Annotated in this window: 20 protein-coding genes; 10 read left to right on the forward strand and 10 right to left on the reverse strand. The window is 53.8% G+C overall.

The features are described from left to right. Positions 1–44: 44 nt before the first annotated feature. On the reverse strand, positions 45–530 hold the full coding sequence (locus BWM17_RS08660) for a twin-arginine translocase TatA/TatE family subunit (protein WP_309493525.1): 486 nt from the start codon (positions 528–530) through the stop codon (positions 45–47). Between the two features lie 162 nt (positions 531–692). Between BWM17_RS08660 and BWM17_RS08665 the strand changes: the two genes are divergently transcribed. Next, positions 693–2,489 carry a ribosome biogenesis/translation initiation ATPase RLI gene (locus BWM17_RS08665; protein ID WP_309493526.1) on the forward strand — a complete coding sequence of 599 codons (1,797 nt, stop codon included), beginning with the start codon at positions 693–695 and terminating at the stop codon, positions 2,487–2,489. 132 nt (positions 2,490–2,621) lie between these two features. On the opposite strand, the gene BWM17_RS08670 is transcribed toward BWM17_RS08665, so the two are convergent. The 4 genes from BWM17_RS08670 to nifB all read right to left on the reverse strand — a co-directional run bounded on the left by BWM17_RS08670 (position 2,622) and on the right by nifB (position 7,123). Then, positions 2,622–2,969, reverse strand: a complete 348-nt coding sequence (locus tag BWM17_RS08670; RefSeq protein ID WP_309493527.1) for a DsrE family protein — start codon at positions 2,967–2,969, stop codon at positions 2,622–2,624. Then, positions 2,962–3,777, reverse strand: coding sequence for a sulfurtransferase (locus BWM17_RS08675; RefSeq protein ID WP_309493528.1), 816 nt, complete (start codon positions 3,775–3,777; stop codon positions 2,962–2,964). The genes BWM17_RS08670 and BWM17_RS08675 overlap by 8 nt, the downstream gene beginning before the upstream one ends. Then, a complete protein-coding gene (locus BWM17_RS08680) occupies positions 3,774–5,576 on the reverse strand; it encodes a nitrite/sulfite reductase (RefSeq protein WP_309493529.1) in 1,803 nt (600 codons plus the stop codon). The genes BWM17_RS08675 and BWM17_RS08680 overlap by 4 nt, the downstream gene beginning before the upstream one ends. 293 nt (positions 5,577–5,869) lie before the next feature. After that, on the reverse strand, positions 5,870–7,123 hold the full coding sequence (gene nifB / locus BWM17_RS08685; protein WP_309493530.1) for a nitrogenase cofactor biosynthesis protein NifB: 1,254 nt from the start codon (positions 7,121–7,123) through the stop codon (positions 5,870–5,872). Positions 7,124–7,227: 104 nt separating this feature from the next. Here nifB and BWM17_RS08690 point away from each other — a divergent pair, with 104 nt between their 5' ends. Further along, positions 7,228–7,560 carry a hypothetical protein gene (locus BWM17_RS08690; RefSeq protein ID WP_309493531.1) on the forward strand — a complete coding sequence of 111 codons (333 nt, stop codon included), beginning with the start codon at positions 7,228–7,230 and terminating at the stop codon, positions 7,558–7,560. A gap of 87 nt (positions 7,561–7,647) precedes the next feature. Here the strand turns inward: BWM17_RS08690 and BWM17_RS08695 are convergent, their stop codons facing one another. Both BWM17_RS08695 and BWM17_RS08700 read right to left on the reverse strand, forming a co-directional pair. Beyond that, positions 7,648–7,929, reverse strand: a complete 282-nt coding sequence (locus tag BWM17_RS08695) for a signal recognition particle subunit SRP19/SEC65 family protein (RefSeq protein ID WP_309493532.1) — start codon at positions 7,927–7,929, stop codon at positions 7,648–7,650. A 70-nt stretch (positions 7,930–7,999) separates the two neighbouring features. After that, a complete protein-coding gene (locus BWM17_RS08700; RefSeq protein ID WP_309493533.1) occupies positions 8,000–8,392 on the reverse strand; it encodes a 30S ribosomal protein S8e in 393 nt (130 codons plus the stop codon). A gap of 206 nt (positions 8,393–8,598) precedes the next feature. Here BWM17_RS08700 and BWM17_RS08705 point away from each other — a divergent pair, with 206 nt between their 5' ends. From BWM17_RS08705 to BWM17_RS08720, 4 genes are read left to right on the forward strand one after another with little or no spacing between them, the layout of a single operon-like run. Next, positions 8,599–9,672, forward strand: a complete 1,074-nt coding sequence (locus tag BWM17_RS08705; protein ID WP_309493534.1) for a BMP family protein — start codon at positions 8,599–8,601, stop codon at positions 9,670–9,672. Between the two features lie 5 nt (positions 9,673–9,677). After that, the gene (locus BWM17_RS08710; protein ID WP_309493535.1) at positions 9,678–11,204 is read left to right on the forward strand and encodes an ABC transporter ATP-binding protein; all 1,527 of its coding nucleotides are present in this window, start codon (positions 9,678–9,680) and stop codon (positions 11,202–11,204) included. Continuing rightward, positions 11,177–12,256, forward strand: a complete 1,080-nt coding sequence (locus BWM17_RS08715; protein ID WP_309493536.1) for an ABC transporter permease — start codon at positions 11,177–11,179, stop codon at positions 12,254–12,256. The genes BWM17_RS08710 and BWM17_RS08715 overlap by 28 nt, the downstream gene beginning before the upstream one ends. Continuing rightward, entirely contained in the window at positions 12,249–13,196 is a 948-nt protein-coding gene (locus tag BWM17_RS08720; protein ID WP_309493537.1) for an ABC transporter permease, read from the forward strand. Before BWM17_RS08715 ends, BWM17_RS08720 begins: the two co-directional genes overlap by 8 nt. 95 nt (positions 13,197–13,291) lie before the next feature. On the opposite strand, the gene BWM17_RS08725 is transcribed toward BWM17_RS08720, so the two are convergent. Then, on the reverse strand, positions 13,292–13,933 hold the full coding sequence (locus tag BWM17_RS08725) for a class II aldolase/adducin family protein (RefSeq protein ID WP_309493538.1): 642 nt from the start codon (positions 13,931–13,933) through the stop codon (positions 13,292–13,294). A 175-nt stretch (positions 13,934–14,108) separates the two neighbouring features. On the opposite strand from BWM17_RS08725, the gene thiC reads away from it, so the two are divergent. Beyond that, complete coding sequence (gene thiC / locus BWM17_RS08730) at positions 14,109–15,395, forward strand: phosphomethylpyrimidine synthase ThiC (RefSeq protein ID WP_309493540.1); 1,287 nt, start codon at positions 14,109–14,111, stop codon at positions 15,393–15,395. Here the strand turns inward: thiC and BWM17_RS08735 are convergent. Further along, positions 15,392–16,627: a translation initiation factor IF-2 subunit gamma gene (locus BWM17_RS08735; protein ID WP_309493541.1), complete on the reverse strand. Its 1,236-nt coding sequence runs from the start codon at positions 16,625–16,627 to the stop codon at positions 15,392–15,394. The genes thiC and BWM17_RS08735 overlap by 4 nt on opposite strands. A 97-nt stretch (positions 16,628–16,724) precedes the next feature. Next, positions 16,725–17,714, reverse strand: a complete 990-nt coding sequence (gene kae1 / locus BWM17_RS08740) for a KEOPS complex N(6)-L-threonylcarbamoyladenine synthase Kae1 (protein WP_342766518.1) — start codon at positions 17,712–17,714, stop codon at positions 16,725–16,727. A gap of 184 nt (positions 17,715–17,898) precedes the next feature. Here kae1 and BWM17_RS08745 point away from each other — a divergent pair, with 184 nt between their 5' ends. The 3 genes from BWM17_RS08745 (at position 17,899) to BWM17_RS08755 (ending at position 21,695) form a co-directional block, all read left to right on the forward strand. Next, entirely contained in the window at positions 17,899–18,771 is an 873-nt protein-coding gene (locus BWM17_RS08745) for a xanthine dehydrogenase family protein subunit M (protein WP_309493544.1), read from the forward strand. A 7-nt stretch (positions 18,772–18,778) separates the two neighbouring features. Next, entirely contained in the window at positions 18,779–19,252 is a 474-nt protein-coding gene (locus tag BWM17_RS08750) for a (2Fe-2S)-binding protein (RefSeq protein WP_309493545.1), read from the forward strand. A 133-nt stretch (positions 19,253–19,385) separates the two neighbouring features. Next, positions 19,386–21,695, forward strand: a complete 2,310-nt coding sequence (locus BWM17_RS08755; protein ID WP_309493546.1) for a xanthine dehydrogenase family protein molybdopterin-binding subunit — start codon at positions 19,386–19,388, stop codon at positions 21,693–21,695. Positions 21,696–21,763 lie beyond the last annotated feature (68 nt).

The raw sequence follows: 21,763 nt of genomic DNA on the forward strand, positions 1-21,763 counted from the left end.
TTTTAATTAACCGATTAAACGAGAGTTAAACGTTTCGACTGCCTTCAGGTTAAGGCTCGGGTTATCTCTCTTCTAAGCTCTTCCGCAGTTTTACCCTCCGTGGATATCCCCAGCTCCTCAGCTATCTTAACGAGCTTATCTCGGCCTACCTTTAGACTCGGAGGGGTAACCGGTAGAGGAGTGGAGGGCGCCTGTTCTCTTTTTTCAACTTTCAAATTTTTTCCGTACACGATTCTTTCTTTAGGCCTGCTCAGAGGAGGAGTCTTCCTTACTGTTTCAGGTTTTTTGGCAGTGGCAACGGGGGGATTCGGGGTGGGGGCTTCAGGGTACACTGCCTTTTGTAGCTCCCTCTCCATTTCCATTCTAGCTTTTTCAAATTCCCCTGTGGCCCTGCCGAGGGCTCGGGCTAGTTCCGGAAGCTTGTTGGTGCCGAAGAGAAGGAAGAGAATGGCGATTAAGATGATGAACCATTCTAGCCCCCGGATTCCGCCGACTTGTAGGATGAAGTCCAGATTCCCTGAGGTGAGCATGCTGCCTACATTTAACTTTAGTCTCCCTTCCAGCTTATCAAGATTTTCCCTCGAATCCGGAATCCGGAAACGCTGCGGGAACGGGAAAACGTATTTTTGGCACAGCGTCGGTTTAATTTCAGCTGAGGAATAGTATTAACGGCTGCGAAGCAGGCGCTTGGGATGAGGGTTGCAGTCATCGACAGAGACGTCTGCCGTCCTAAAGACTGCGGAAGGGCATGCTACCGTTTCTGCCCTATGGTTAGGAATAAGGTCTACGCTGTGAGGTTTGAAGAGGGAGAAGAAAAGCCGACCATCGTGGAGCCTCTATGCACAGGCTGCGGCATTTGCATCAAAAAATGCCCCTTCTCAGCCCTAAGCATCGTAAACCTTCCGGAAGAACTGGAGGGGGAATGCAGCCACCGCTACGGCGCCAACGCCTTTAAGCTCTACAGGCTTCCTGTGCCGGCGCCCTCGAAGGTAACCGGGCTCCTGGGGAAAAACGGAATAGGCAAATCCACCGCCCTCCGGATTCTTTCAGGGGAGAGTAAACTTAACCTAGGGGAATTCGCTGAGCCCCCGGACTGGAGTCGGATAATAAGGCGTTTCAGGGGGTCGCTCCTCCAAGAATATTTCACCAAACTCAGCCGGGGGGAGTTAAAAACAGTTCACAAACCCCAGTACATAACCCGCATACCTCAGCTGTTGAAGGGGGAAGTGGAAGAAGTTTTGGAGAGGCTGGATGAGCGGGGTAAGATGCGCTATGCGGTGGAGGTCTTGGAGCTTCAGGAACTCTTGGACAGGCCTGTGGAAGTCCTTTCAGGAGGAGAATGCCAAAGGCTGGCCATAGCCGCCGCCCTCTGCAAGGAAGGAGACGTTTACATTTTCGACGAGCCCTCCAGCTATTTGGATGTGAGGCAGAGGATTAACGCTGCCAAGGCTATCCGAAGCTTGCTAGGCGAAGGTAAGACGGTGCTAATAGCGGAGCACGACCTAGCTGTCTTAGACTACCTCTCCGATCAAGTGTGCCTTTTCTACGGAAAGCCGGGAGTCTACGGAGTGGTTTCTCCACCCCAAGGAGTTAGGGCGGGAATAAACATCTACCTCGAAGGCTACCTGCCCAGCGACAATGTCAGGTTCAGGGATGAGCCTATCCGTTTCCACATCAAGCCTCCGACTCCCAGCTGGGTTTCCACGAAGCCGCTCTTCCAGTGGAGCCGCCTGCAGAAATCCTACGGAGGCTTCAGCCTGAAGGTGGAAGAGGGCGCTGTCCACGAAGGCCAAGTGGTAGGCGTCCTCGGACCCAACGGCATAGGTAAGACTACCTTCATGAAAATGTTAAGCGGGTTGGAGAAGCCGGATGAGGGCTCCGTGGCCAACCCTGAGGAAGTTTCCGTCAGCTACAAGCCTCAATACGTTTCCACAGACTACCCCGGCTCCGTGGAGGAGTTCCTTAGGTCTTCTGCCGGCGAGGAGTTCGATTCCCCGAGGGTCAAGTCCGAGGTCTTAGCCCCTCTGGGGTTGGAGGAATTTCTGGAAAGGGATTTTTCAAGCCTCAGCGGAGGGGAAGCCCAGAAGGTAGCCATAGCCGCTTGCTTGGCTAAACGGGCTACGCTGTATCTCCTAGACGAGCCCAGCGCCTTCCTCGACGTGGAGGAAAGGCTGGCGGTGGCTAGAATCATCAGGAAGACAGCGGAGACTTGGGGTGCAGCGGCCCTTGTGGTGGAGCACGACGTCATCGTCCAAGACTTCACAGCCGACAGGCTGATACCCTTCTCCGGAACACCGGGAAGAAACGGCTACGCGTCTTCTCCCACCGGCCTGAGGGAGGGAATGAACTCTTTCCTGAAAGGGTTAGGTGTAACCTTCCGGAGAGACCCCTCCAGCGGGAGGCCTAGGGTTAACAAGGAAAACTCCCAGCTGGACCGCCGTCAAAAGGCGTTGGGCGAGTACTACTATGTTCCCTCTAGCGGAGAATAGCCCACCCATGGGAAGGAACTTCCAGAAGCATATACTCCTCCCGGGGATTTTCTGCCACATAAAAAACCTATCGCCATATATGGCCATATAAGATGAGACTCGCCCGGTCTGCTGCGGCTCGTTAGGCTGTTTTTAGAAGGTCATTATTGTGAATCCTTCACTCAGCCGGTCTGCGATGTAGATGGGGGCGCCCACTATCTTCACACCTTGTTCCTGAACATCCAAGTCTAAGCCCAGTTCTCTGACGTTGGCGGAGCACGCGGCTATCTCAACCCCTAAGCCCTTCACCTCCTCTAGGAGGTCTTTGACTTCCCCTGAGAGGTCTAGGGCCAGCCACTCCACGCCTGAGCCGTAGAAAAGCAGCCTGATTTCTCTGAGGAAGTCAAGCTTCTTCAGGTCTCGGGTGAGGATCAAGCCCTGCCTCACCCTGTCCTCCCCGTTCCGGCTGCTGAGGATGACCACCAGCAGTTTTTCACTCAAGGCTGATGTCCCCCAACAAGTCTCTGTAGTGAGCTTCCTTCAACCTTTCCACCTGCAGCCCAGCGGACATTAGATCTTTCCAAGAGCCGGGGTAAAGCTTAACTTTTTGGAAGCCTGCAAGCCTGAAGGCATAGAAAACAAGCGCCGCGGAGGCTCCGTCGCTGGAGTAGGTTATTATCTCCTTATCCCGGGATATGAAATGCTCGTCGATGAGTCTTTCCATTTCCTCCCGGCCTGCGAGGACTTTTCCCCTTCCAGCAAACATCTTCCAAGGCATGGTTTTAGCCCCCTTGAGGTGACCGTCCAGATAGTCAAGCCTGCTCCTCACGTCGACAAGGACCATGTGGGGGGACCCGGCTTTCTCCCTGATTTCTTCCCCCGTGGCTACTATGTGGATGTTCTCTCGGACGCTGTGCATTTTGGTTTCTTCAAGAGGCTTCTTCAAACTCACGGGGAGGCCTCTGTCAGCCCAAGAGCGGAACTCCACCTCGAGGACGGCGACCTTGAAATGGCCTGCCCGCTCCAGAGCCCATGCCAGCCTTGAAGCGTGGGTTCCCCCTCGGTCGTCGTAGGTTACCACCAGTGTTTCATCTTCCACCCCCAGCTTCCCCAGCAAAGCAGCCACCCTCTCCGGCTGTTCATCTTCGAGAATTCTTTGAAGAGGCAGAGATACAGCTCCCTTTACATGACCCCTGCGAAAGTCTTCCGCATCCCTAGCGTCCACAACTTTCACCCCCGGGTCCTCAAGCCTTGCGCTGAGCCATTCAGCTCCCACCAGGGGGTGGGGATACCCGGTTTTCCCGCTCAAGCGGCACACTCACCCCGCGCAGTTTTCGCCACAAACTTCTCTTCACTGCCCCAGTCCATGTAAGCCTTAGGGTCTTCCCGAGGCGAAGGCAGTTTAGCCGCTTTCTCCAGCTCCCTTCTCAGGTCCTCAGCGTTTTTAATGACCGAAGCTCCTCCCCCTCGGAGGACCCGGTCGATCCAGTTGTGAAAGTCCTCGCCCTCCGCCTTCTCAGCCTTGTAAAGCTCAAACAGCCTCACCAAAACCTCCGGAAGCTTTTTGGCGGGAACCCTCATGAAGGGCTTCCCTATCCTCGCATCCAAGCCTGTCTTCCCTCCCAACAGCATCAGATAGGCGGGGGTGAGGATGCCCTCAATCCTCTGGGTGGACCCCACCAATCCCACCGCCCCTATGGCGTGATGACCGCAGCTGTTGGGGCAGCCGCTGAGCTTCACCGCCAAATTTTTTAGATCCCCGTCCATGTCAAGGCCAAGCTCAAGAAACTTTTTCCGAACCTCCTTGGCGACTCGATGGGAATTGGTAATGGCCAAGTTGCAGGAGGCAGTCCCCGTGCAGCCTACTACAGAGGCCACGGAGAGGGCGCCGGGGCTAGCCAAGCCTGCCTCCTTCAGCTTCCAGTAGACTTCAGGCACATTCCTCCCGGGTATCCACCGGAAAACCAGACCTTGCAGAGGCGTCACCCGAACCAAACGCTCCTCCGAGTGATTTCGAGCAACCTCAGCAACGGCTCTAACCTGCTGGGCGAGCATGTCGCCGGCGGGGGTGCTGAGGTAAACCGCGTAGTAGCCTTTCTGCTTCTGGGCTGTGACGTTGGTGGTGAACCATCTCAGGTAGGCCTCATCCTTCACCCCCTGAGCCGGGTTGAAACTTTCTTCAACCTCCTTGAGGGGTGAACTCGCCTGGGGGAGGCTGAGTCTAAAATTCGCCGGCTGGGTTACTTGGACGATGCGGCGTTCCCTCAGAACCAGTTCCTTAAACTTTTGGAAACCCATTTCCTTGACCAGATACCTCATCCGGTTTTTATGCATCTTCACCCGGTCGCCCAGCCTGTCGAAAACTCTTATCACCGACGCCACTGTCTCGAGAAGCCGGTCTTCAGGCGTGAAATCTTCAAGAAGACCCCCCACATAGGAGGCAGGCCCTAAGCCTCCGCCCACGTAGACCCTGAAGCCCTTTACCCTTCGACCACCGTCCTCCCGCTCCTCAGCTACAAGGCCTACATCGTTTAGGGGAGCGAGGCTGCACCATCTCCCACATCCGGAGAAATTGATCTTGAACTTTCGGGGAAGATCCTGATTCATGGGGTTTCTCAGCAGATAGCGGGCTGTGGCTAAGGCGTAGGGGGTTACGTCGAAAGCCTCATGGGGGCAGCAGCCGGCCAGGGGACAGCAGGTCACGTTTCTGACAGTGTTCCCGCAGGCTTCCCGAGTGGTCAGACCTGCTTCAGCCAACCTCCTCAGGATTTCAGGCACATCTTCGAAGAGAAGCCAGTGGAGTTGAATGTTCTGCCTCGTCGTCAGGTGAAGGCTGCCGATGGAGAAGACTTCCGCCAAGTCGGCGAGGAGCTCCAACTGTTCGGGGGTGATGACTCCGGCTGGAAGTTTAACCCTAAGGAGGCCGAAGTCTGTTTGAAACCTTTCGCTGTAGATTCCATGCTGAAGCCGAAACCGTCTGAAATCGTCTTCTCCGAGTTTCCCCTCCCTGAAAAGCCTTAGAACGTGAGCAAACCGCTCAGCTTCCTCCGGCATCGCAAACCCTAAGCCACCCGCGGAGGCTGCATGCTCTTCTTTTCCCGGATTCAATTCACCCGCACCCCTCCTGCTGGTTGGGTTTTAGAAAGCAAAAGGTTGGACTGCGGATTTTCCAGTCTCCATCCAAAAAAGAGATTGAGCCAAAGACCCCTTAGCTTGAAGATGAAGCGGTGGTGAGAAATCTTCGTAGCCGGAGCTGGGGAAAGCAAAAGCACAGGGCTATCCTTGGCCCCGGAGGCAAACAGGGTCCCCTCTTTCCATCCGCTTCACCTATAACACTGTTATTGGTTGATTATTTAAGAATATCGCCCAAAAACTCAGCCGGCAAGCTGAAGGCTCCGAAGCTAAGCCGCCAGCCTTCGGGCAGCGACCTTTGCAACAGCGTCCTCCACGAGGTCGTAGGTTTCCACAGGCTCGATTCCCGCTTCCCTCAGATACTGCTTAGGGCCGTAGCCGATCCTCAGGCAGAGTACGGCTTGACAGTCTTTGAGAAGCTCCACCGTCCGCAGGAGGCTTTCCTCCTTATCTCCGCAGAAAGACTTTCCAAAACAGTATTGGCCTACGTTTCTCTTTTCCAAAAACTCCGTCGACTGAAGAGAAGCTCGGTAGATCAGAAAGGAGTCGGCGTGGCCGAAATGCTGGTCCACGAGCCTGCCGCTCTTGGTCGCCACAGCCACCTTTATACCTCCGGCGGGAGAAAGCTCCCAGGGCTTCTTCTCCCTACGCTCCACCAGCTCTACTGTTAGGTTGTTTCCCAGGAAGCCCACAGCGTCCGATCGGCACTGCCGACAGTGGCGCATCTGTTTGATGTGAACTTCACACTGGTCTCGCAGTCTCTTCAGCTCAACCAAGCTGGGTTTGCGTAGGCCTTGAAAATCGGTTCCCTCCACTGGAATGAGAGGCATGACATTCATCATGAAAGCCCCCCATTTCTTCACCTGCTCAGCAACTTGGGGAAGGTGGCTGCTGTTGACTTCGGGGATCATCACGGAGTTAACTTTGACGAGAATACCCTCTTCAGCCAGCTTCCTGACGCCCTCCTCTTGCTTGGAGAGCAACAGGGAGGATGCTTCCCTTCCCCAGTAGGTTTTCCCCTCGTAATGAACCCAAGAGTAAATTTTTTCCCCCACGGAGGGCTCCACAGCGTTTACGGTGACGGTGACATGGCCTACTCCCAGCTGGAGAATCTGGGGAACCCGCTCGGGCAACAGCAGCCCGTTGGTGCTTAGGCAGAGAATCAGCTCAGGGTACGCCCTGCGCAAAAGCCTGAGAGACTCTAAAGTCTGCTCGTTGGCCAGAGGCTCCCCCGGCCCTGCCACAGCTACCACGGTAAGCTGAGGCAGAGAACTCCGAACCTCCGCAACCTTCGCTACGACTTCCTCAGGCCTCATAACCCGGCTGGTTACGCCGGGTCGACTTTCGTTTACGCAGTCATAACGCCTATTGCAATATTTGCACTGGATGTTGCACCTTGGCGCAACAGGCAGATGCATCCTCGCATAGGTATGGCAAGCGTAGGGGCTGTAGCATGGATGAAGCGCTATCCTATCCTCAGCCTCCCAGCCTACTTTAGGGATAGCAATCTCCCTCGAACTCATGGGGAATCAACTCGTATTGTTCCGCTTCGTAAGGCTTATTGTGAGCCTTGTTTTAACAAGTGTTAAAAAAGTATTTAAGTTTAACGGACGTTAAATATTAGATCATGAGACATCCCTCGGCTGACGTTGCCAGGTACCTTCTCCCGGCGGTTAATGCTCTCATAGCCCGGGAGCTTGTTGAAAAATACGGCTTAAAAAGGTCTGAGGCTGCCAAAGTCATGGAGGTCACTCCGGCGGCTGTGACCCAGTATCTGAAACTATCGCGGGGCGGGAAAATCGTGGAGCAGCTGGAGGGCTCGGAGAAAATCATGCGCATTATTTTCTCCTTAGCTAGGCGAATGCGGACTGGAAAGGTGAACTCGGAAGGTTTCAACTTGGCAATTCGGAGGGTTTGTCGGGAGGCAAGGACACTGGGCATAATTCCCTGCCAGCCGTAAGCTCGCAGAGTCAAAAGGCCGGTGAGTAGGTTTAAAGGAAGAACATGGTTTTCCCGCCTGAACGCAGGGTTGGGGTTGCTTTCTTCGCTAACCTTTAGACTGTTCTCCGCCTCTCAGCTTAGAAAGCTCCTTAGCCAAGAGTTTTAAGGTTTCTCCCTTGGAGTTGATTTTATCCATTACCACGTAGCCGGCTTCCTTCCACCAGCATCGGGGATAGCGGGCTTCATATTTGGGTTGAGGTGAAAGGTTCAGCCTGCTGGCCGCTTCCACGATTTCCTTCAAGCTGGGAGAGGCCACGGCCATCCTTTTGGGAATCTTCCGCCCCTCGCTTCGGCTTCGGGCGATGTCAAAGTAGATGCTCCAAACCACAACTCGGCGGTTGAGCTTTCTCAGAGGCTTCTCCGTCTCCTCTGGGGTGAATCTAAGCTGGACTGCCCGTCTAAGCCTGCTTGGGCTTCAGCAGCACAGCGTTAAGGACTCCGTGCTGGCCAGGTCTTGAGGTAACTTTGGCCGTGCCTATCTCCGTCTCCAGAATGGTTCCCTTTGTGATGATTCCCTGCCTGTCATAGGCGACATTGGAGGGGTTGCTTATAACCCTCAGGATTTGAGCAGTTTGAGTCTTTCCAGTTTTAGGATTGGAAACCTGAACCTTGCCAGCGGCTCTCAGACGCAGCTTGTAGTTGCCTCCTCGCCCCCTTTTTGGAACCCTCAAATCCTCTCCGACCACCGTCTCAGCGGGGTAGCCGCCGCGTTCAAACTTTCGCCTACCTCGGTAGGGAGTCTTCGCGCCTCCCGTCCTCTTCCGCTTGTGGAGGTCTGAATGCCAAGCCATAGACGTTCCTTCCAGTTTACGGTATAAGCGAAACTACGCGTTCAGCTTAAATTTAAGCATGACTATGCGCGATGGTAGCACCTGATGCTACTTGAAATATGGCGGAGTATTTAAGCTTAGCATCGGCGGGACCTTAGCGAAAGGGGGGTAGATAGTTTTATATACGACAATAAGGGAAAAAAAGGTTCTAAGGTGAAACTATAAAATTGGCTAGTGAACCACGTAGGAAGGCCCTGAAATACGGCATCGTCGCCATTGTCGCCGCTGTGGTGGCCGGTGTGGGCGGCTACGCCGCCTGGCAGGCCGCGAGGCCAGCTCCAGCCCCAACACCTACTCCTGCTCCCGTGGAAAAACCCATTAAAGTGGCCGCCATATATGTCACACCGCTTGAAGAGCCGTGGAATACGGTTCTCCATGAATCGTTAACTTGGGCTCAAGAAAATTTGGGTATCGAATACGTCTATTCGGAAAAAGTTGACACTGCGGATGCGGAGAGGGTGGCAAGAGAATTCATCGATGCGGGTGTCGATGTACTCTTCACTCACAGCTGGGGGTACCATCCGGTGGCCATTAAGCTCGGAGAGGAGTTCCCCGATCTAGCCCTAGCTCAAGGCTCAGGCCCCACGGACATTGAATGGCCGCCGAACATTGTGCTCTACGACTATTGGATTCAGGACGCTGCATACCTTGCTGGGATGGCTGCGGGCATGATGACCAAGGGCGACCAGATAGGCGTCGTAACAGCCTACGCTGTGCCCGACGTGAACAGGCTGGTTAACGGCTACATTGCCGGCGCTAAATCGGTCAACCCCAACGTTAAGGCTTCGGTGGTATACTTGGAAAGCTGGTTTGACCCTGTCCGCGCAAAAGAAGCTGCACGCGCCATGATCGACGGTGGGGTGGACTTCATATACGCTGAACGATTTGGAGTGTTCGAAGCGATAAGAGAGGCTGACAAGGTCGGTCAAGTATACGCCTTCGGGAACATTGTGGATCAGTCACCCCTAGACCCAGAGGTTGTCCTAGCCAGCATAGTTTGGGATCTACACTCGTTCGTGGAACTCCTGGTGGAGATGGCGAAGACGAACACATGGCAAGGCGGAATTTATGATTGGGGGATGAAGGAAGGCTGGGCTAAGCTGGTGTGGAATGAAGACCTCAAGGCGAAAGTGGTACCGAAAGATGTGCTGGAGGCCATAGAAGCAAAACAGGAGGAAATGCTGAAAGGCGAATTCGCAGCGCCCATCTACGAAGACTGGGTTCCGGAACGCTGGGAATAAACCCCTTGACGGAGCAGCTGTCTGCCGGTTTAATCGTTTCAATGCAGGGAATAACCAAAGTCTACGAAGGGCAAGTATTAGCCTTAGAAGACGTGGATTTCGACCTTCGAAAAGGAGAGATCCACGTCCTTCTGGGGGAGAATGGAGCCGGTAAAAGTACTTTAATGAAAATTCTAGCCGGGGCCTTAAAGCCTACTGAGGGACGGATATTCGTTAAAGGCCGTGAAGTGAGTTTCTCTTCTCCCAGAGATGCGTATAGAGAAGGCATAGGCATGGTCCACCAGCATTTCACCCTGATCCCTTCACTCAACGTGGCTGAAAACATACTTCTTGGCGATGAAAAAATGGACTTTCTCCTGCACATGCCTAAGATAGCAGACACCGTGATGAAGTTTGCAGATAGAGTTAATCTAAGCGTGGACGCGAGGACGCCCCTTCACACTCTTTCGGTTGGAGAGAAACAGAGGGTTGAGATTCTGAAGCTTCTCTATAGGGGGGCGGACATAATGATATTCGACGAGCCTACATCCGTCTTAGGAGGCCTTGAAGTGGAAAGCTTTTTTGAAACCCTCAGATCCTTGACGGCTCAAGGCTCCTCCGCCATCTTGGTAACTCACAAGATAAGCGAGGCGATGAACATAGCTGACCGCCTAACGGTGTTGAGAAAAGGAAAGAAAATTGCAACCCTCACCAAAGATGAAGCAGATGAAAGAAAACTTGTAGAGCTCATGATAGGGCCGGGCGAGGTCATACCTCCTCCTCCCAGCGCAGAGCGTAAGACAGGCTCCGTGGTCCTTAAAATTAGAGGCCTCCAAGTTTTCGACGACCTAGGAAACCTGGCAGTGAGGGGGGTGAACCTCGACCTCTTTGAAGGGGAAATCCTCGGCCTCGCAGGCGTGGAGGGTAACGGTCAAGAGGAACTCGTCGAGACGCTGGTAGGACTGAGGAAAGCGCATGGAGGAACCATAGAATATCAAGGTGCGCGGATCAGAAACCTAAAGCCCAGAGACCTCCTCGACCTAGGATGGGCCTACATTCCAGCGGATAGGTTAGGCCGGGGGGTGGCACCTGAACTCGATGTTATGCTCAACTGTTGTATGAAAAAACTGGACGAAGTGGCGGATAAATTTAAACTGATTAATCAACGCAATCTTTCTGAGCTGGCTAAAAAAGTCATTTCCATGCTGGGAGTGAAAGCTCCTTCCCAAAAGGCACCCGTCAAGTATCTTTCAGGAGGCAACATCCAGAAGCTTATTGTAGGGAGGGAGGCGCACCTGAATCCAAAGCTACTGATAGCCGAGCAGCCTACAGCCGGACTGGATGTGAAGACCACAAACCTGACCCATTCTATCCTGCTGGAGATGAGAAATAGAGGAGCTTCGGTGCTGCTGGTTTCCACCAACCTCGACGAGATACTTAAGTTGAGCGATAGAATAGCCGTAATCTATAAAGGGGAGATCGCGGGAATCTTCTCGCCCAAGGACGATGTAGGTCTTATTGGAACATGCATGCTAAGGGGAAAACAAGGCTAAGTCTAAGGCAGAAACTCCTTCTGCTTAGACTGGGAACCGCCTTCATAGCAATAGTCGCAGCCCTTCTCATAGCCTCCATCCTAATAGTTTCCGCGGGAGCTAACCCCCTCAGCGCCTTCTACCACATGTACGTCGGATCCATAGGCAGCTTTCCAGCTCTCGTTGAAACTCTTGTTCGCGCCACCCCAATAATGTTGGTAAGTCAAGGTTTGGCGGTGGCATTCAGGGCGAGGCTCTGGAACATCGGCGCCGAAGGTCAGCTTCTCATCGGCGGCACAGTGGCCGGCGCCTTGGGTCTTTACCTCCACGCTCTACCTCAACCTTTGGCGGTTCCCCTCATTCTTTTGGCTTCCGGGCTGGGGGGCGCTGTTTGGATAGTTATCCCCGCCCTCTTGAGGGCGTATTATGAGGTTAACGAAATATTCACAACTCTCATGAGCTACTACATTGCCCTTTACTTCGTCAGTTTTCTGCTCTCAGGACCCCTGCGGGACCCTGTTGGTCTTTTTCCGGAAACGACAACCCTCCCCAAGGAGATGATGCTTCCCATCATCATCAAAGAAACTAGGTTTCACGCGGGAATACTTATTCCACTGATGATCTTCGGCCCTCTTCTCTACATGGTCATCGGAAGGTCCACTGTAGGCGTGAAGCTTTCGATGGTAGGATGCAACCCCACCGCGGCGCAATATGCAGGAGTGGATTTAAAGAGGGTGACCGTTTTCAGCTTGCTCTTCAGCGGTTTTCTGGCAGGACTTGCCGGCGGCGTCGAAGTCCTCGGCATCCAGTCGAAGATGAGGCTTGACATTTCACCAGGCTATGGGTTTACAGGCATAGTGGTGGCTTTGCTGGGATACATGGACCCCATCGGAGTTATGGTTGCTTCGATGATCATGGGAGGCTTGATCAACGGAAGCACCACCATGCATCGGCTTGACAGGGTTCCTGTGGGAATGGCGTTCATGATCCAAGCCATGGTCGTCATCTTCGTCATGGTAGGCTATCTTCTCTACGATAGATTTTCAAGGAAGGTTGTGGGCAGAGTTGAGTGAGTTCATAGACTTGCTGATTTCCGTCGGCATAGCATCCGCCATGATCAGGTTAATGACGCCTCTTTTGCTCGCAGGGGTCGGAGAACTCTTCGTTCAGAAGAGCGGTGTTTTGAATTTAGGTGTTGAAGGCATAATGCTCTTCGGAGCTTTCTTCGCTTTCATAGGCACGTTTTTCACAGGCAATGTAGGCTACGGGCTTGCGTTAGCCATAGTTGTGGGGGTGGCCATCAACCTTCTTTTCGCCTTCCTCACGGTCTCCATGGCAGTGGACCAGGTGGTGACAGGGCTTGCCATAAACATCGCTGCGATAGGGACCACCTCCTACCTTTACAGGGCTACCTTCCCTTATGCTACAGCCATCCCTGCAAAGACCGAAACCATCATAGAGGTGGAACCTATTCCGTTTCTGTCTTCCATTCCCTACATCGGCCCTGCCTTGTTCTCGCATACCGTGTTCACCTACGCTGCGCTGCTTCTTGTCCCTGTAGCTGCATTTATGATATCTCGCACCAGCTGGGGGCTGAGGGTCAAGGCGATAGGGGAAGACCCCCACGTAGCCGATCTTCTGGGCTTGAATGTGGTGAGAACCAGGTATTTTATTCTCATCATGGAAGGGGTGCTAGCCGCCCTAGCAGGCTCCATGCTTTCCATTTCACAGTATAACATGTTTCTGGACAATATGACGCAGGGGCGGGGATACATAGTCGTAGCCCTCATAATCTTGGGAAGATGGTCCCCCATCAACTTCTTAGCTGGCTCACTTTTCTTCGCTTACATCGACGCGCTTCAGCTGAGAATCCAAGCCGCCGGCATCACCATCATACCCTACCAGTTTGCACTCATGCTCCCCTATCTCGCATCCTTCGCCGCTTTGGCGTTGGTGGGCAGAAGGGTAAAGGGCCCAGCAAGTCTGGCAAAACCGTATAAAAAGGTTAAATGAACACCCGTAATCCGGGTTGAAGCTTCAGCCTGAAGAATTGCAGAAACCCTGCGCGGCATTCAGGCTTTGAATTAAAATTAAATTTGAACGGAGTTTCACGCCGTCTGGCTCTCCGCCTTCTCCAAGTCTCTCAGGGGGATTGTCGGCAGCTTCTTTTTAAGCAACACAGCTACCAGCTGGATGGCAGCGGCCTCCTCCAGAATTTCCACCCTCATCCTCGCCTCCGAGAGGCTTCGACCCACACCCACCACCCCGTGGTTTTGAAGGATCACAGCCTCCGCTTTTTCCAGTCTTTCAGCCGCCAGCTCCGCCAACCTCCGGGTTCCCGGGAAAACGTAGGGTATCATCCGGGTCTTCCGTAGGTGGAGTCCTGTTTCCACCGTGAGAGGTTTAAGCTCCCCACCGGTTAAGGTAAGTCCCACGGTCAGGGGGTTGTGGGCGTGGACAACAGCGTTTACATCAGCCCTCCTTCGATAGATGGCCGCGTGCAAGAGAGTTTCATGGGACGGCTGGCCTGCGCCTTTCACAGTCCTTCCCTGCAAGTTCACCTTGATCAAGTCTTTTGGCTTCAGCTCAGTTTTGAAGAGGCCGCGGGGCGTAATCCAAAACTCTTCCGCCCCGGGAAGTCTGGCGCTGGCGTTCCCTCCCACCGAGGAGATCAGCCTCCTTTCAAAAAGGACTCTCATGACATTGCAGATCTCTCTCTTCAAAGTTTTCTCCGAAATTTTTTTCTTCAATTCAGCCGCCTCTTTCCGGGAGCTACACGTCTTGTTTTCACTCTGATTCTTAAGTCTTGGTGTCTAGGAAAACTTCCGACGTCCTCTGTTGGCTGTGGCGTGCGGTGGGCGAGGTTCCGATGTCCGACAAGTATAAAAGCTTGGCTTTTTCCACCTCCTTTGAAGGCGGAATTAAATGACGGTTATGGATGAGGCTAGACGGGGTAGGATCACGGAGGAAGTCAAAGCCGCTGCGAAGGAGGAAGGCCTTGAGCCTGAGAAGCTGAGGAGAGGCATAGCTTCAGGGAAAATAATTCTAACAGGATATGCCCGCGGGGAACGCTGCAAAATCGTAGCGGTTGGGGAGGGGCTGAGGACCAAGGTAAACGCCAACGTGGGCGCTTCCTCAGAATTCAGCAACATCAAAATCGAGCTGGAAAAAGCCTTGACCGCCGTCAGATACGGCGCGGACACCCTCATGGACCTCAGCACCTCTGAAGACCTGAACGAGATCAGGCGCCTGATCCTCAAGGAGACCCCTCTGCCCGTTGGCACCGTTCCCATCTACCAAGCAGGTGTGGAGGCCATTCGGAAACACGGCGCCATCGTCGACATGGGTGAAGACGAAGTCCTCCGGGTGGTTGAAAACCACGCGAAGGAAGGTGTAGACTTCATGACAATTCACGCCGGCATCACGCAAGGGATAACCGCCCAGCTCGCTGAGCATCCTCGGGTTGCAGGCGTGGTGAGCCGGGGAGGCGTCTTCCTGGCTAGCTGGATACTTCACCATAAGGCTGAGAATCCCTTTTACAAGAACTTCGACTACCTTCTCGAGATAGCTAGGTCCTATGATTTTTGCATAAGTCTAGGCGACTCTCTGCGGCCCGGAAGCCTAGCTGACGCCTCAGATTGGTTTCAGATCCAGGAGTTGCTCACCGTTCAAAAACTGGTGGAGAGATGCTGGAGAGCGGGAGTTCAGGTGATGGTGGAAGGCCCGGGGCATCTTCCCCTAAACCAAGTGGAGGCCAACGTCGTCCTTCATAAATCCCTCTGCAAAGGGGCGCCTCTCTACCTTCTCGGTCCCATAGTTACAGATATCGGAGCAGGCTACGACCACATCGTAGGAGCTGTGGGGGGAGCCGTCGCAGCCATGGCGGGAGCGGACTTCCTATGCTACGTCACCCCTTCGGAGCATCTAGCCCTACCGACGGTGGAAGATGTCCGCGAGGGGGTTATCGCAGCCCGGCTGGCTGCTCACTGCGCGGACGTGGTCAAATTGGGGGAGAGAGCAAGCCGCCATGACTTGGAGATGGCGCAGGCCAGAGCCAAGCTGGACTGGGAGACCATGTACAAACTGTCCTTGGACCCTGTGCGGGCTAGGGAGGTCAGGGAGAAGGGTAAGACCAAAACCGACGCCTGTACCATGTGCGGGCAATACTGCGTCTATAGGATTCTGCCCGCCAAGCAGACTGGGTGCATTTAGCCTTTCAGTTTCCCGTAGCCGATGAGCCGCCATTTGCCAGCTATTCTTCTGCTTAAGGCTATTCTAGCCCCATGCTTGGCGCAGACAGGTTTCTTGAGGGCTATTTCTACGTGGTTTTTGCGGGCTAGGGTGACCACACCCACGCTGACGGCAGTGCCCACGTTTACGACGAGGCTCTCCTTAAGCTTCACCGACTCCACGTTTGTCAGCTCCGGGGTTCCCACCACATGCTGGAAGAGGGTGGGTTCGAAGCTGAGGGTTTTCTCAGCTTCAGGAAGCTGCCCTGGTCTGCCTACGACGTTGCCTATGAGGCCGTCGGCCTTGGTTAGGGAGGGGTCGAGTTTTGAGCCTAAGCCGATAAGCCCCCCGCAGCCGGCTTCCTCAACTTTTTTACCCCCCGCATGAAGACTGGTTACCTCAGTGAACAGGGTTCGGTAGTTCTGGCTTTCAGCCCATTTTATTCCAGGCCTTATCTCGATCTCCTCTCCAACCCTCAGCTTACCCTCCACCATGGTTCCTCCGAGGACACCGCCTTGAAGGTCCTCTATCTTCGTCCCCGGCTTGTTGATGTCGAAGGACCTTACTACATGCATGAAGAGAGAGCTTTTGGGATCCCGCTTCGGGGTTGGAATGCATCTCTCCAGCGCCTCGATCAAAAGATCTAAGTTAACCATGTGCTGGGCTGAAACGGGAATGATGGGCGCCTCTTCGGCCACGGTTCCTTCAAGAAACGCCCGAATAGCCTTGTAGTTTTCCAGAGCCTTTTCTTTAGAAACTAGGTCAACCTTGTTCTGAACCACCACTATCTTGTTGGCTCCGACGATTTCCAAGGCGGCCATGTGCTCGCGGGTTTGAGGCTGAGGAACAGGCTCGTCGGCCGCTATGACCAAGATTGCCCCGTCCATCACCGCTGCCCCCGAGAGCATGGTTGTCATCAGGACCTCGTGGCCGGGGCAGTCAACAAAGCTCACAGCCCTCAAAAAATCTGTTTTACCTCCGCAGTTGGGGCATGTTGGCTGGGTAGTATAACAGGTGGGCGGAGGGCAGCTGGGGCATTTGTAGAAGGCGCAGTCAGCGTAGCCAAGCCGGATGGTGATGCCGCGGCGGAGCTCCTCCGAGTGTTTACTAGCCCAGACTCCGGTTAGGCCTTTTATCAGAGTGGTCTTCCCATGGTCCACATGGCCGGCTGTTCCGATGTTAACCTCAGGCTGGGCTGGAAGAGGAGAAGTCAACTGCCATTTCACCTAAGTTTCGTCTCATGAGCATAGGATGCATGTCGATTAAAAACATTACTAACCGGGTAAGGGTAAGTCTTAAGACGTCCTTGCATTAACGTCTCCAAGGGATGGGCACAGAATCCAGCCGCCAACGAGGTTTAACGAGACTCCGCTCTATGCTTACCTTCACTCCTTGAAGGTGGGCGAGGAGGCCGGTCCAAGCTATCTGGGCTCCGCAGTCTCCGCTGTACTCGCGGGGGACAACGTAAAACTTGGCTTTATGCTCCTCAGCCACCTGTTTCAGCATGGTTTGAAGACGCTTGTTCGCTGCAACGCCTCCCGTCAGCAGCAGTTCCTTTTTCTCAAGAAACGCCAGAGCCCTCTCGGCAGCCTCAGCCAAAGCGGTGAAGGCAGTTTCCTGGAGGGAGTAGCAGAGGTCTTCCAGTTTATCTCCCCCCTTCTTCAGCCTCCTAACCGCCGCTGTGAGCAGGCCTGAATAGGAGACATTGTTGCCTTTGACAACCAAGGGTAGGTCGACGAGTTTTTTCCCTTCCGAAGCTTTAGCTTCAACCGCGGGGCCGCTGGGAGAAGGCAGGCGAGCCTCCCTTCCAAAGACGTCTAAGAGGTTCCCTAGGGTGATGTCTTCCGTCTCCCCGAAAACCCTCCACCGCCCCCCGGCAAAGGAAGTCACCGTGGTATGTCCTCCAGAAACCAGAACCGTCAAAGGGTCTGAAGCTCCCGTCTTTAAGGCAGCTAACTCGATGTGGCCTACTGCGTGGTGAACCGGCACCAAGGGAACATCCAAGTAGGCGGCCAGCGCCCTTGCCACCGTGGCTCCTGTTCTCAGACAGGGTCCGAGGCCGGGTCCTTGAGAGAAGGCCACAGCGCTCAATTCCTCCGGGGTCTTTCCAGCTTTCCTCAGCGCCTCCCTAACGACCAGGGGGGACGCTTGGGAGTGATGTTGAGCGCTTTCTCGGGGGTGAATTCCCTTCCCAACGGGAGGGGCGTAAACTTTTTTTTCATCGGAAAGGATTCTTCCCCGGCTGTCCACTAGGCTGACGCCGAAAGTGTGAGCCGTGCTCTCGATGCCTAAGCAGATTATCTCGCCTCTGTTCAGCTTCACCGGCCATCAACCAACAATAGAACTTAGAATCGGTAAAAGCTTTAATGTGCCGGTAGGCTGATTTTCATGTTTACAATTTTCCTTTTACTTTACATTACGAAAAACCTTAAATCTTTAATAGAGGTAAACTAAAAAGATTAAGTAATTCCAGTTCGGTGTTCGTATGCCTGTTTTCAGACCTTCTGAGTATCTTGTGCCTGAAACAGTGGATGAGGCAGTAGCCCTTCTACGGGATTACAAGGATAGGGCGAAGATAATAGCCGGGGGAACCCAAGTCTACGAAACCGCCATGAAAGGCATGATCCCAAAAGTTGAAAAGCTACTGGACATCAGGAAGCTCGGGCTCAATTACATCAAAGAAGAAGGGGGCCATGTGAAGATAGGCGCCATGACCACCTTCACAGATATGCTGGAGTCAGAACTGCTGAAGAAGGCGCTTCCCATCATAGTCGAGGCGGTTTCCCTCATTCGCCCCGTGCAAATAAGAAACGTAGCCACCATGGGAGGAAGTATTTGCAGCGGGCTTCCCTTCTTCGACATACCCTCAGCGCTGCTTACCTTAGACGCGACGGTGAAAGCCGTCAGTTCCAGCGGGGAAAGGGTTTTGAATGTAGACGGGTTTTTCATAGACTATTTTCTGACAGCATTGAAGCCGAATGAGCTGATTACAGAGATAGCGATACCGAAACCGCCAGCCAATACGGGGTCGGCGTTTCTGAAGATGGAAAGGACCCTTGTCGACCTCCCCACAGTAAACACAGCAGTAAGGCTGACTATGGATAATGGGCGATGTAAAGTTGCGAGAATAGCCGTGGGGGCGGTAGCTCAGGTTCCCCTAAGGCTCAAGAAAGCTGAGAAAAGATTGGAAGGAAAGGAACTAACAGAAGCAGCCATCGCTGAAGCCGCTGAGGAAGCATACAGAGAAGTTAAACCGGTCAGAGGTGTTCATGCCTCTGCCGAATACAAAAGACACGTGTGCAGAGTCCTAGTTAAGCGCGCTCTAACTCAGGTGAAAGAAAAGCTGAAAGGAGGCTGAGTGAGCGTTGAAAAAAACCATAAGATTAACCGTGAACGGGGAAGACTACACCGTATCCATTGAGCCTTTTGACACTTTAAACAAAGTTTTGAGAGAATACCTTGGCCTAACAGGAACCAAAAAAGGCTGCGATTACGGAGGCTGCGGGTCGTGCACGGTGATCGTGGACGGGAGAGCCGTTTACTCCTGCATGTTTTGGGCAGGTCAAGCCGATGGGAGGAAGATAACGACGATAGAAGGGTTGGTGAAAAACGGCGAACTGGACCCAATTCAGGAGGCGTTCATTCAGCATGGGGCAGTTCAATGCGGCTACTGCACTCCCGGCATGATCATGAGCACAAAAGCCCTGCTGGATAAAAAGTCGAACTTCACCGAAATGGAAGCCAGGGAAGCCATCGCCGGCAACCTTTGCAGGTGCACTGGCTACGTGAAGATCGTGTCGGCGATGATGTCCTTGGCTAAAAAATCTTCGGAGGGATAAGAACCGTGTCTGGGCTGGGTTATCAGAAATGCCCCAAGTGCGGCTATGAGTTAAACCCGCCTATGGCTAGGTTTTGTGTAAAATGTAAGGCAGTTCTGCCTAGAAAGGTTCCAATGTAAGAAAGGGGATATGTATGACTGAACTGTCGGTTGTTGGGAAAAGGATTCCGAGAGTTGATGCCAAATCTAAAGTTTCAGGAAGAGCCGTATATTTCGGAGACACCGTCCTACCTAGGATGGTCTACGGGAAAATACTTCGAAGCCCCTATCCCCATGCACGGATAACAAAAATAGACACCAGCGAAGCGGAAAAGCTACCTGGAGTCAGAGCCACCCTCACCTACAAGGACGTCCCCCGGGTTATAACCTACATAGGGCACCTGCATCCTCCAGACACCCCGCTCGACCGATACATTCTGGATAATGTTGTGCGCTACGTAGGCGACGAAGTGGCGGCGGTGGCGGCGGACAGCCCGGAAACAGCGGCGGAAGCTGTTGAGAGAATCCATGTGGAATATGAACGTCTACCAACCGTCTTCGACCCCGAGGAGGCGATGGAACCTGGGGCTCCGAAGCTCCATGATGAAGGAGAATTCATCTTCGATATGGATCGAAACATTGCGTCCCACATAAAACTGGCTTTCGGCGACGTGGAAAAGGGCTTTAAGGAGTCAGCGGTGGTCGTCGGCCCTGAAAAATTCAAGGTTTCAGCAGCCCACACGAACCCCATAGAACTGTACGGCTGCATAGCCCAATGGGACCCCCTAGAGAACAGGGTGACATTCTGGGCTCCCAGCCAGATGATCTTCAGATTCCGCACCGTCCTAGCCCACCAGTTGGGCTTGCCGGAAAACAAGGTGCGGGTTATATCACCCTACGTGGGCGGAGCCTTTGGAAGCCGATGCCACGTTTACCCGTTTCACGCCATCGCCGCTTTTCTCTCCAAGAAAACAGGCGGCAGACCTGTGAAGATCACGCTTTCAAGGGAGGAAACCTACGTAGGCGGCACCAGCAACAGGCATCCAGGGACCCTTACGTTGAAAATGGGCGCAGCGAAGGACGGGCTGTTTAAAGCCTTCGATGCGAGGATAGTCTTCAGCGCCGGGGGATACGCCTATGTGAGCAGCGGCCCCATAGGCTTCTGCTGCTCCATCATCACCTCCCTCTACAGGTTCGGCGCCTACAACGTCGAAGGCTACAACGTGTACACCAACACTCCGCCGAGCGGAGCCTTCAGAGGATTCGGAGGCCCTCAAGCGCATTTCGCCCTTGAGCAGATCGTCGACATGGTGGCTGAGGAGCTGAAACTTGACCCCATAGAGTTGAGGAAGAAAAACCATGTCCGCGTCGGAGATGTTATCCACTGGAGCGGAGTGGAGGTCAGAACCTGCGGCTTGGACGAATGCCTCGACAAAGGGGCGGAGGCCGTAGGCTGGAAGCGGAGATACGACTCAGCCTACCGGGGAACAGGCGTCAAGAGGCGAGGCATCGGTGTTGCTATGATGGAGCATGTCAGCGGAACAAAGTATATTCCCGGGGAAGCGGAGATAACCAGCGCGATAATCAAGCTGGATGAAAGCGGAAAGATTACTCTGCTCTCCCCCGCCCACGAGCTTGGACAAGGCTCGAGAACGGTTGCCACACAGATAGTGGCTGAGGAGTTGGAGGTAGACCCTGAAGACGTCGTCATACCGGAGCTGGACACGGACTATCTACCTTATGGGCTGGGTAGTTTCGGAAGCCGATACACCTACGTCGACGGCACCTTGATCAGGGCCGCGGCGGCTGATACCAAGAGGCAGGTCTTGGAATGGGCTGCTAAGAAATTCGACACAACGGTGGCGAACCTAGAATACAAAAAGGGGAAAGTCACCGTGAAAGGAGCTCCTGAAAACACGGCTACACTGGCTGAGATTGTCAAATTTGCTCAATGGTACAATCCCGACGACGTGGGAGCCATCATAGGGAAGGCCACAGGTCCCCCGCTCTACAACGCCCCGCCCTTCGGAGTTCAGTTCGCAGAGGTGGAAGTGGACGTGGAAACAGGGGTGGTGAAAGTTCTGAAGCTGGTGGCGGCTCACGACGTAGGGAAAGCTATCAACCCCACAACAGCGGAGGGACAATTGGAGGGAGGCTTGACCCAAGGGCTAGGCTACGCGTTGACAGAAGGCGTGATAGTGGACCCTGAGACCGGAAAAGTCCTCAACAGCGACCTTATGGACTACAAAATCTTCACAGCCTTGGACATGCCGGAAACCAGGGTTTTCCTCATCGAACCCATCGACCCCACCGGGCCTTTCGGCGTTAAAGGCATAGGGGAGCCTGCGCTGGTTCCCACCGCTCCAGCCATAGCCAACGCCATATATAATGCAATAGGTGTAAGAGTTAAAGAGCTCCCCCTTCTCCCAGAGAAAATTTTGAAAGCTCTTGAAGAAAAACAGTAAAGGCGGCCGACCTCACCCAGCCCTAAGCTGGAGTTTCAGGGGAAAGGTGAAGCCGCGCTTTTCTCTTT

Source organism: Candidatus Hecatella orcuttiae (assembly GCF_002009985.1).
Taxonomy (GTDB): domain Archaea; phylum Thermoproteota; class Bathyarchaeia; order Hecatellales; family Hecatellaceae; genus Hecatella; species Hecatella orcuttiae.

Bases quoted from the DNA above. Each gene is read 5' to 3' on its own strand.
- BWM17_RS08660 (WP_309493525.1), bottom strand. From the start codon at position 530: ATGCTCACCTCAGGGAATCTGGACTTCATCCTACAAGTCGGCGGAATC.
- BWM17_RS08665 (WP_309493526.1), top strand. From the start codon at position 693: ATGAGGGTTGCAGTCATCGACAGAGACGTCTGCCGTCCTAAAGACTGC.
- nifB (WP_309493530.1), bottom strand. From the start codon at position 7,123: ATGAGTTCGAGGGAGATTGCTATCCCTAAAGTAGGCTGGGAGGCTGAG.
- BWM17_RS08690 (WP_309493531.1), top strand. From the start codon at position 7,228: ATGAGACATCCCTCGGCTGACGTTGCCAGGTACCTTCTCCCGGCGGTT.
- BWM17_RS08700 (WP_309493533.1), bottom strand. From the start codon at position 8,392: ATGGCTTGGCATTCAGACCTCCACAAGCGGAAGAGGACGGGAGGCGCG.
- BWM17_RS08715 (WP_309493536.1), top strand. From the start codon at position 11,177: ATGCATGCTAAGGGGAAAACAAGGCTAAGTCTAAGGCAGAAACTCCTT.
- thiC (WP_309493540.1), top strand. From the start codon at position 14,109: ATGACGGTTATGGATGAGGCTAGACGGGGTAGGATCACGGAGGAAGTC.
- BWM17_RS08745 (WP_309493544.1), top strand. From the start codon at position 17,899: ATGCCTGTTTTCAGACCTTCTGAGTATCTTGTGCCTGAAACAGTGGAT.
- BWM17_RS08755 (WP_309493546.1), top strand. From the start codon at position 19,386: ATGACTGAACTGTCGGTTGTTGGGAAAAGGATTCCGAGAGTTGATGCC.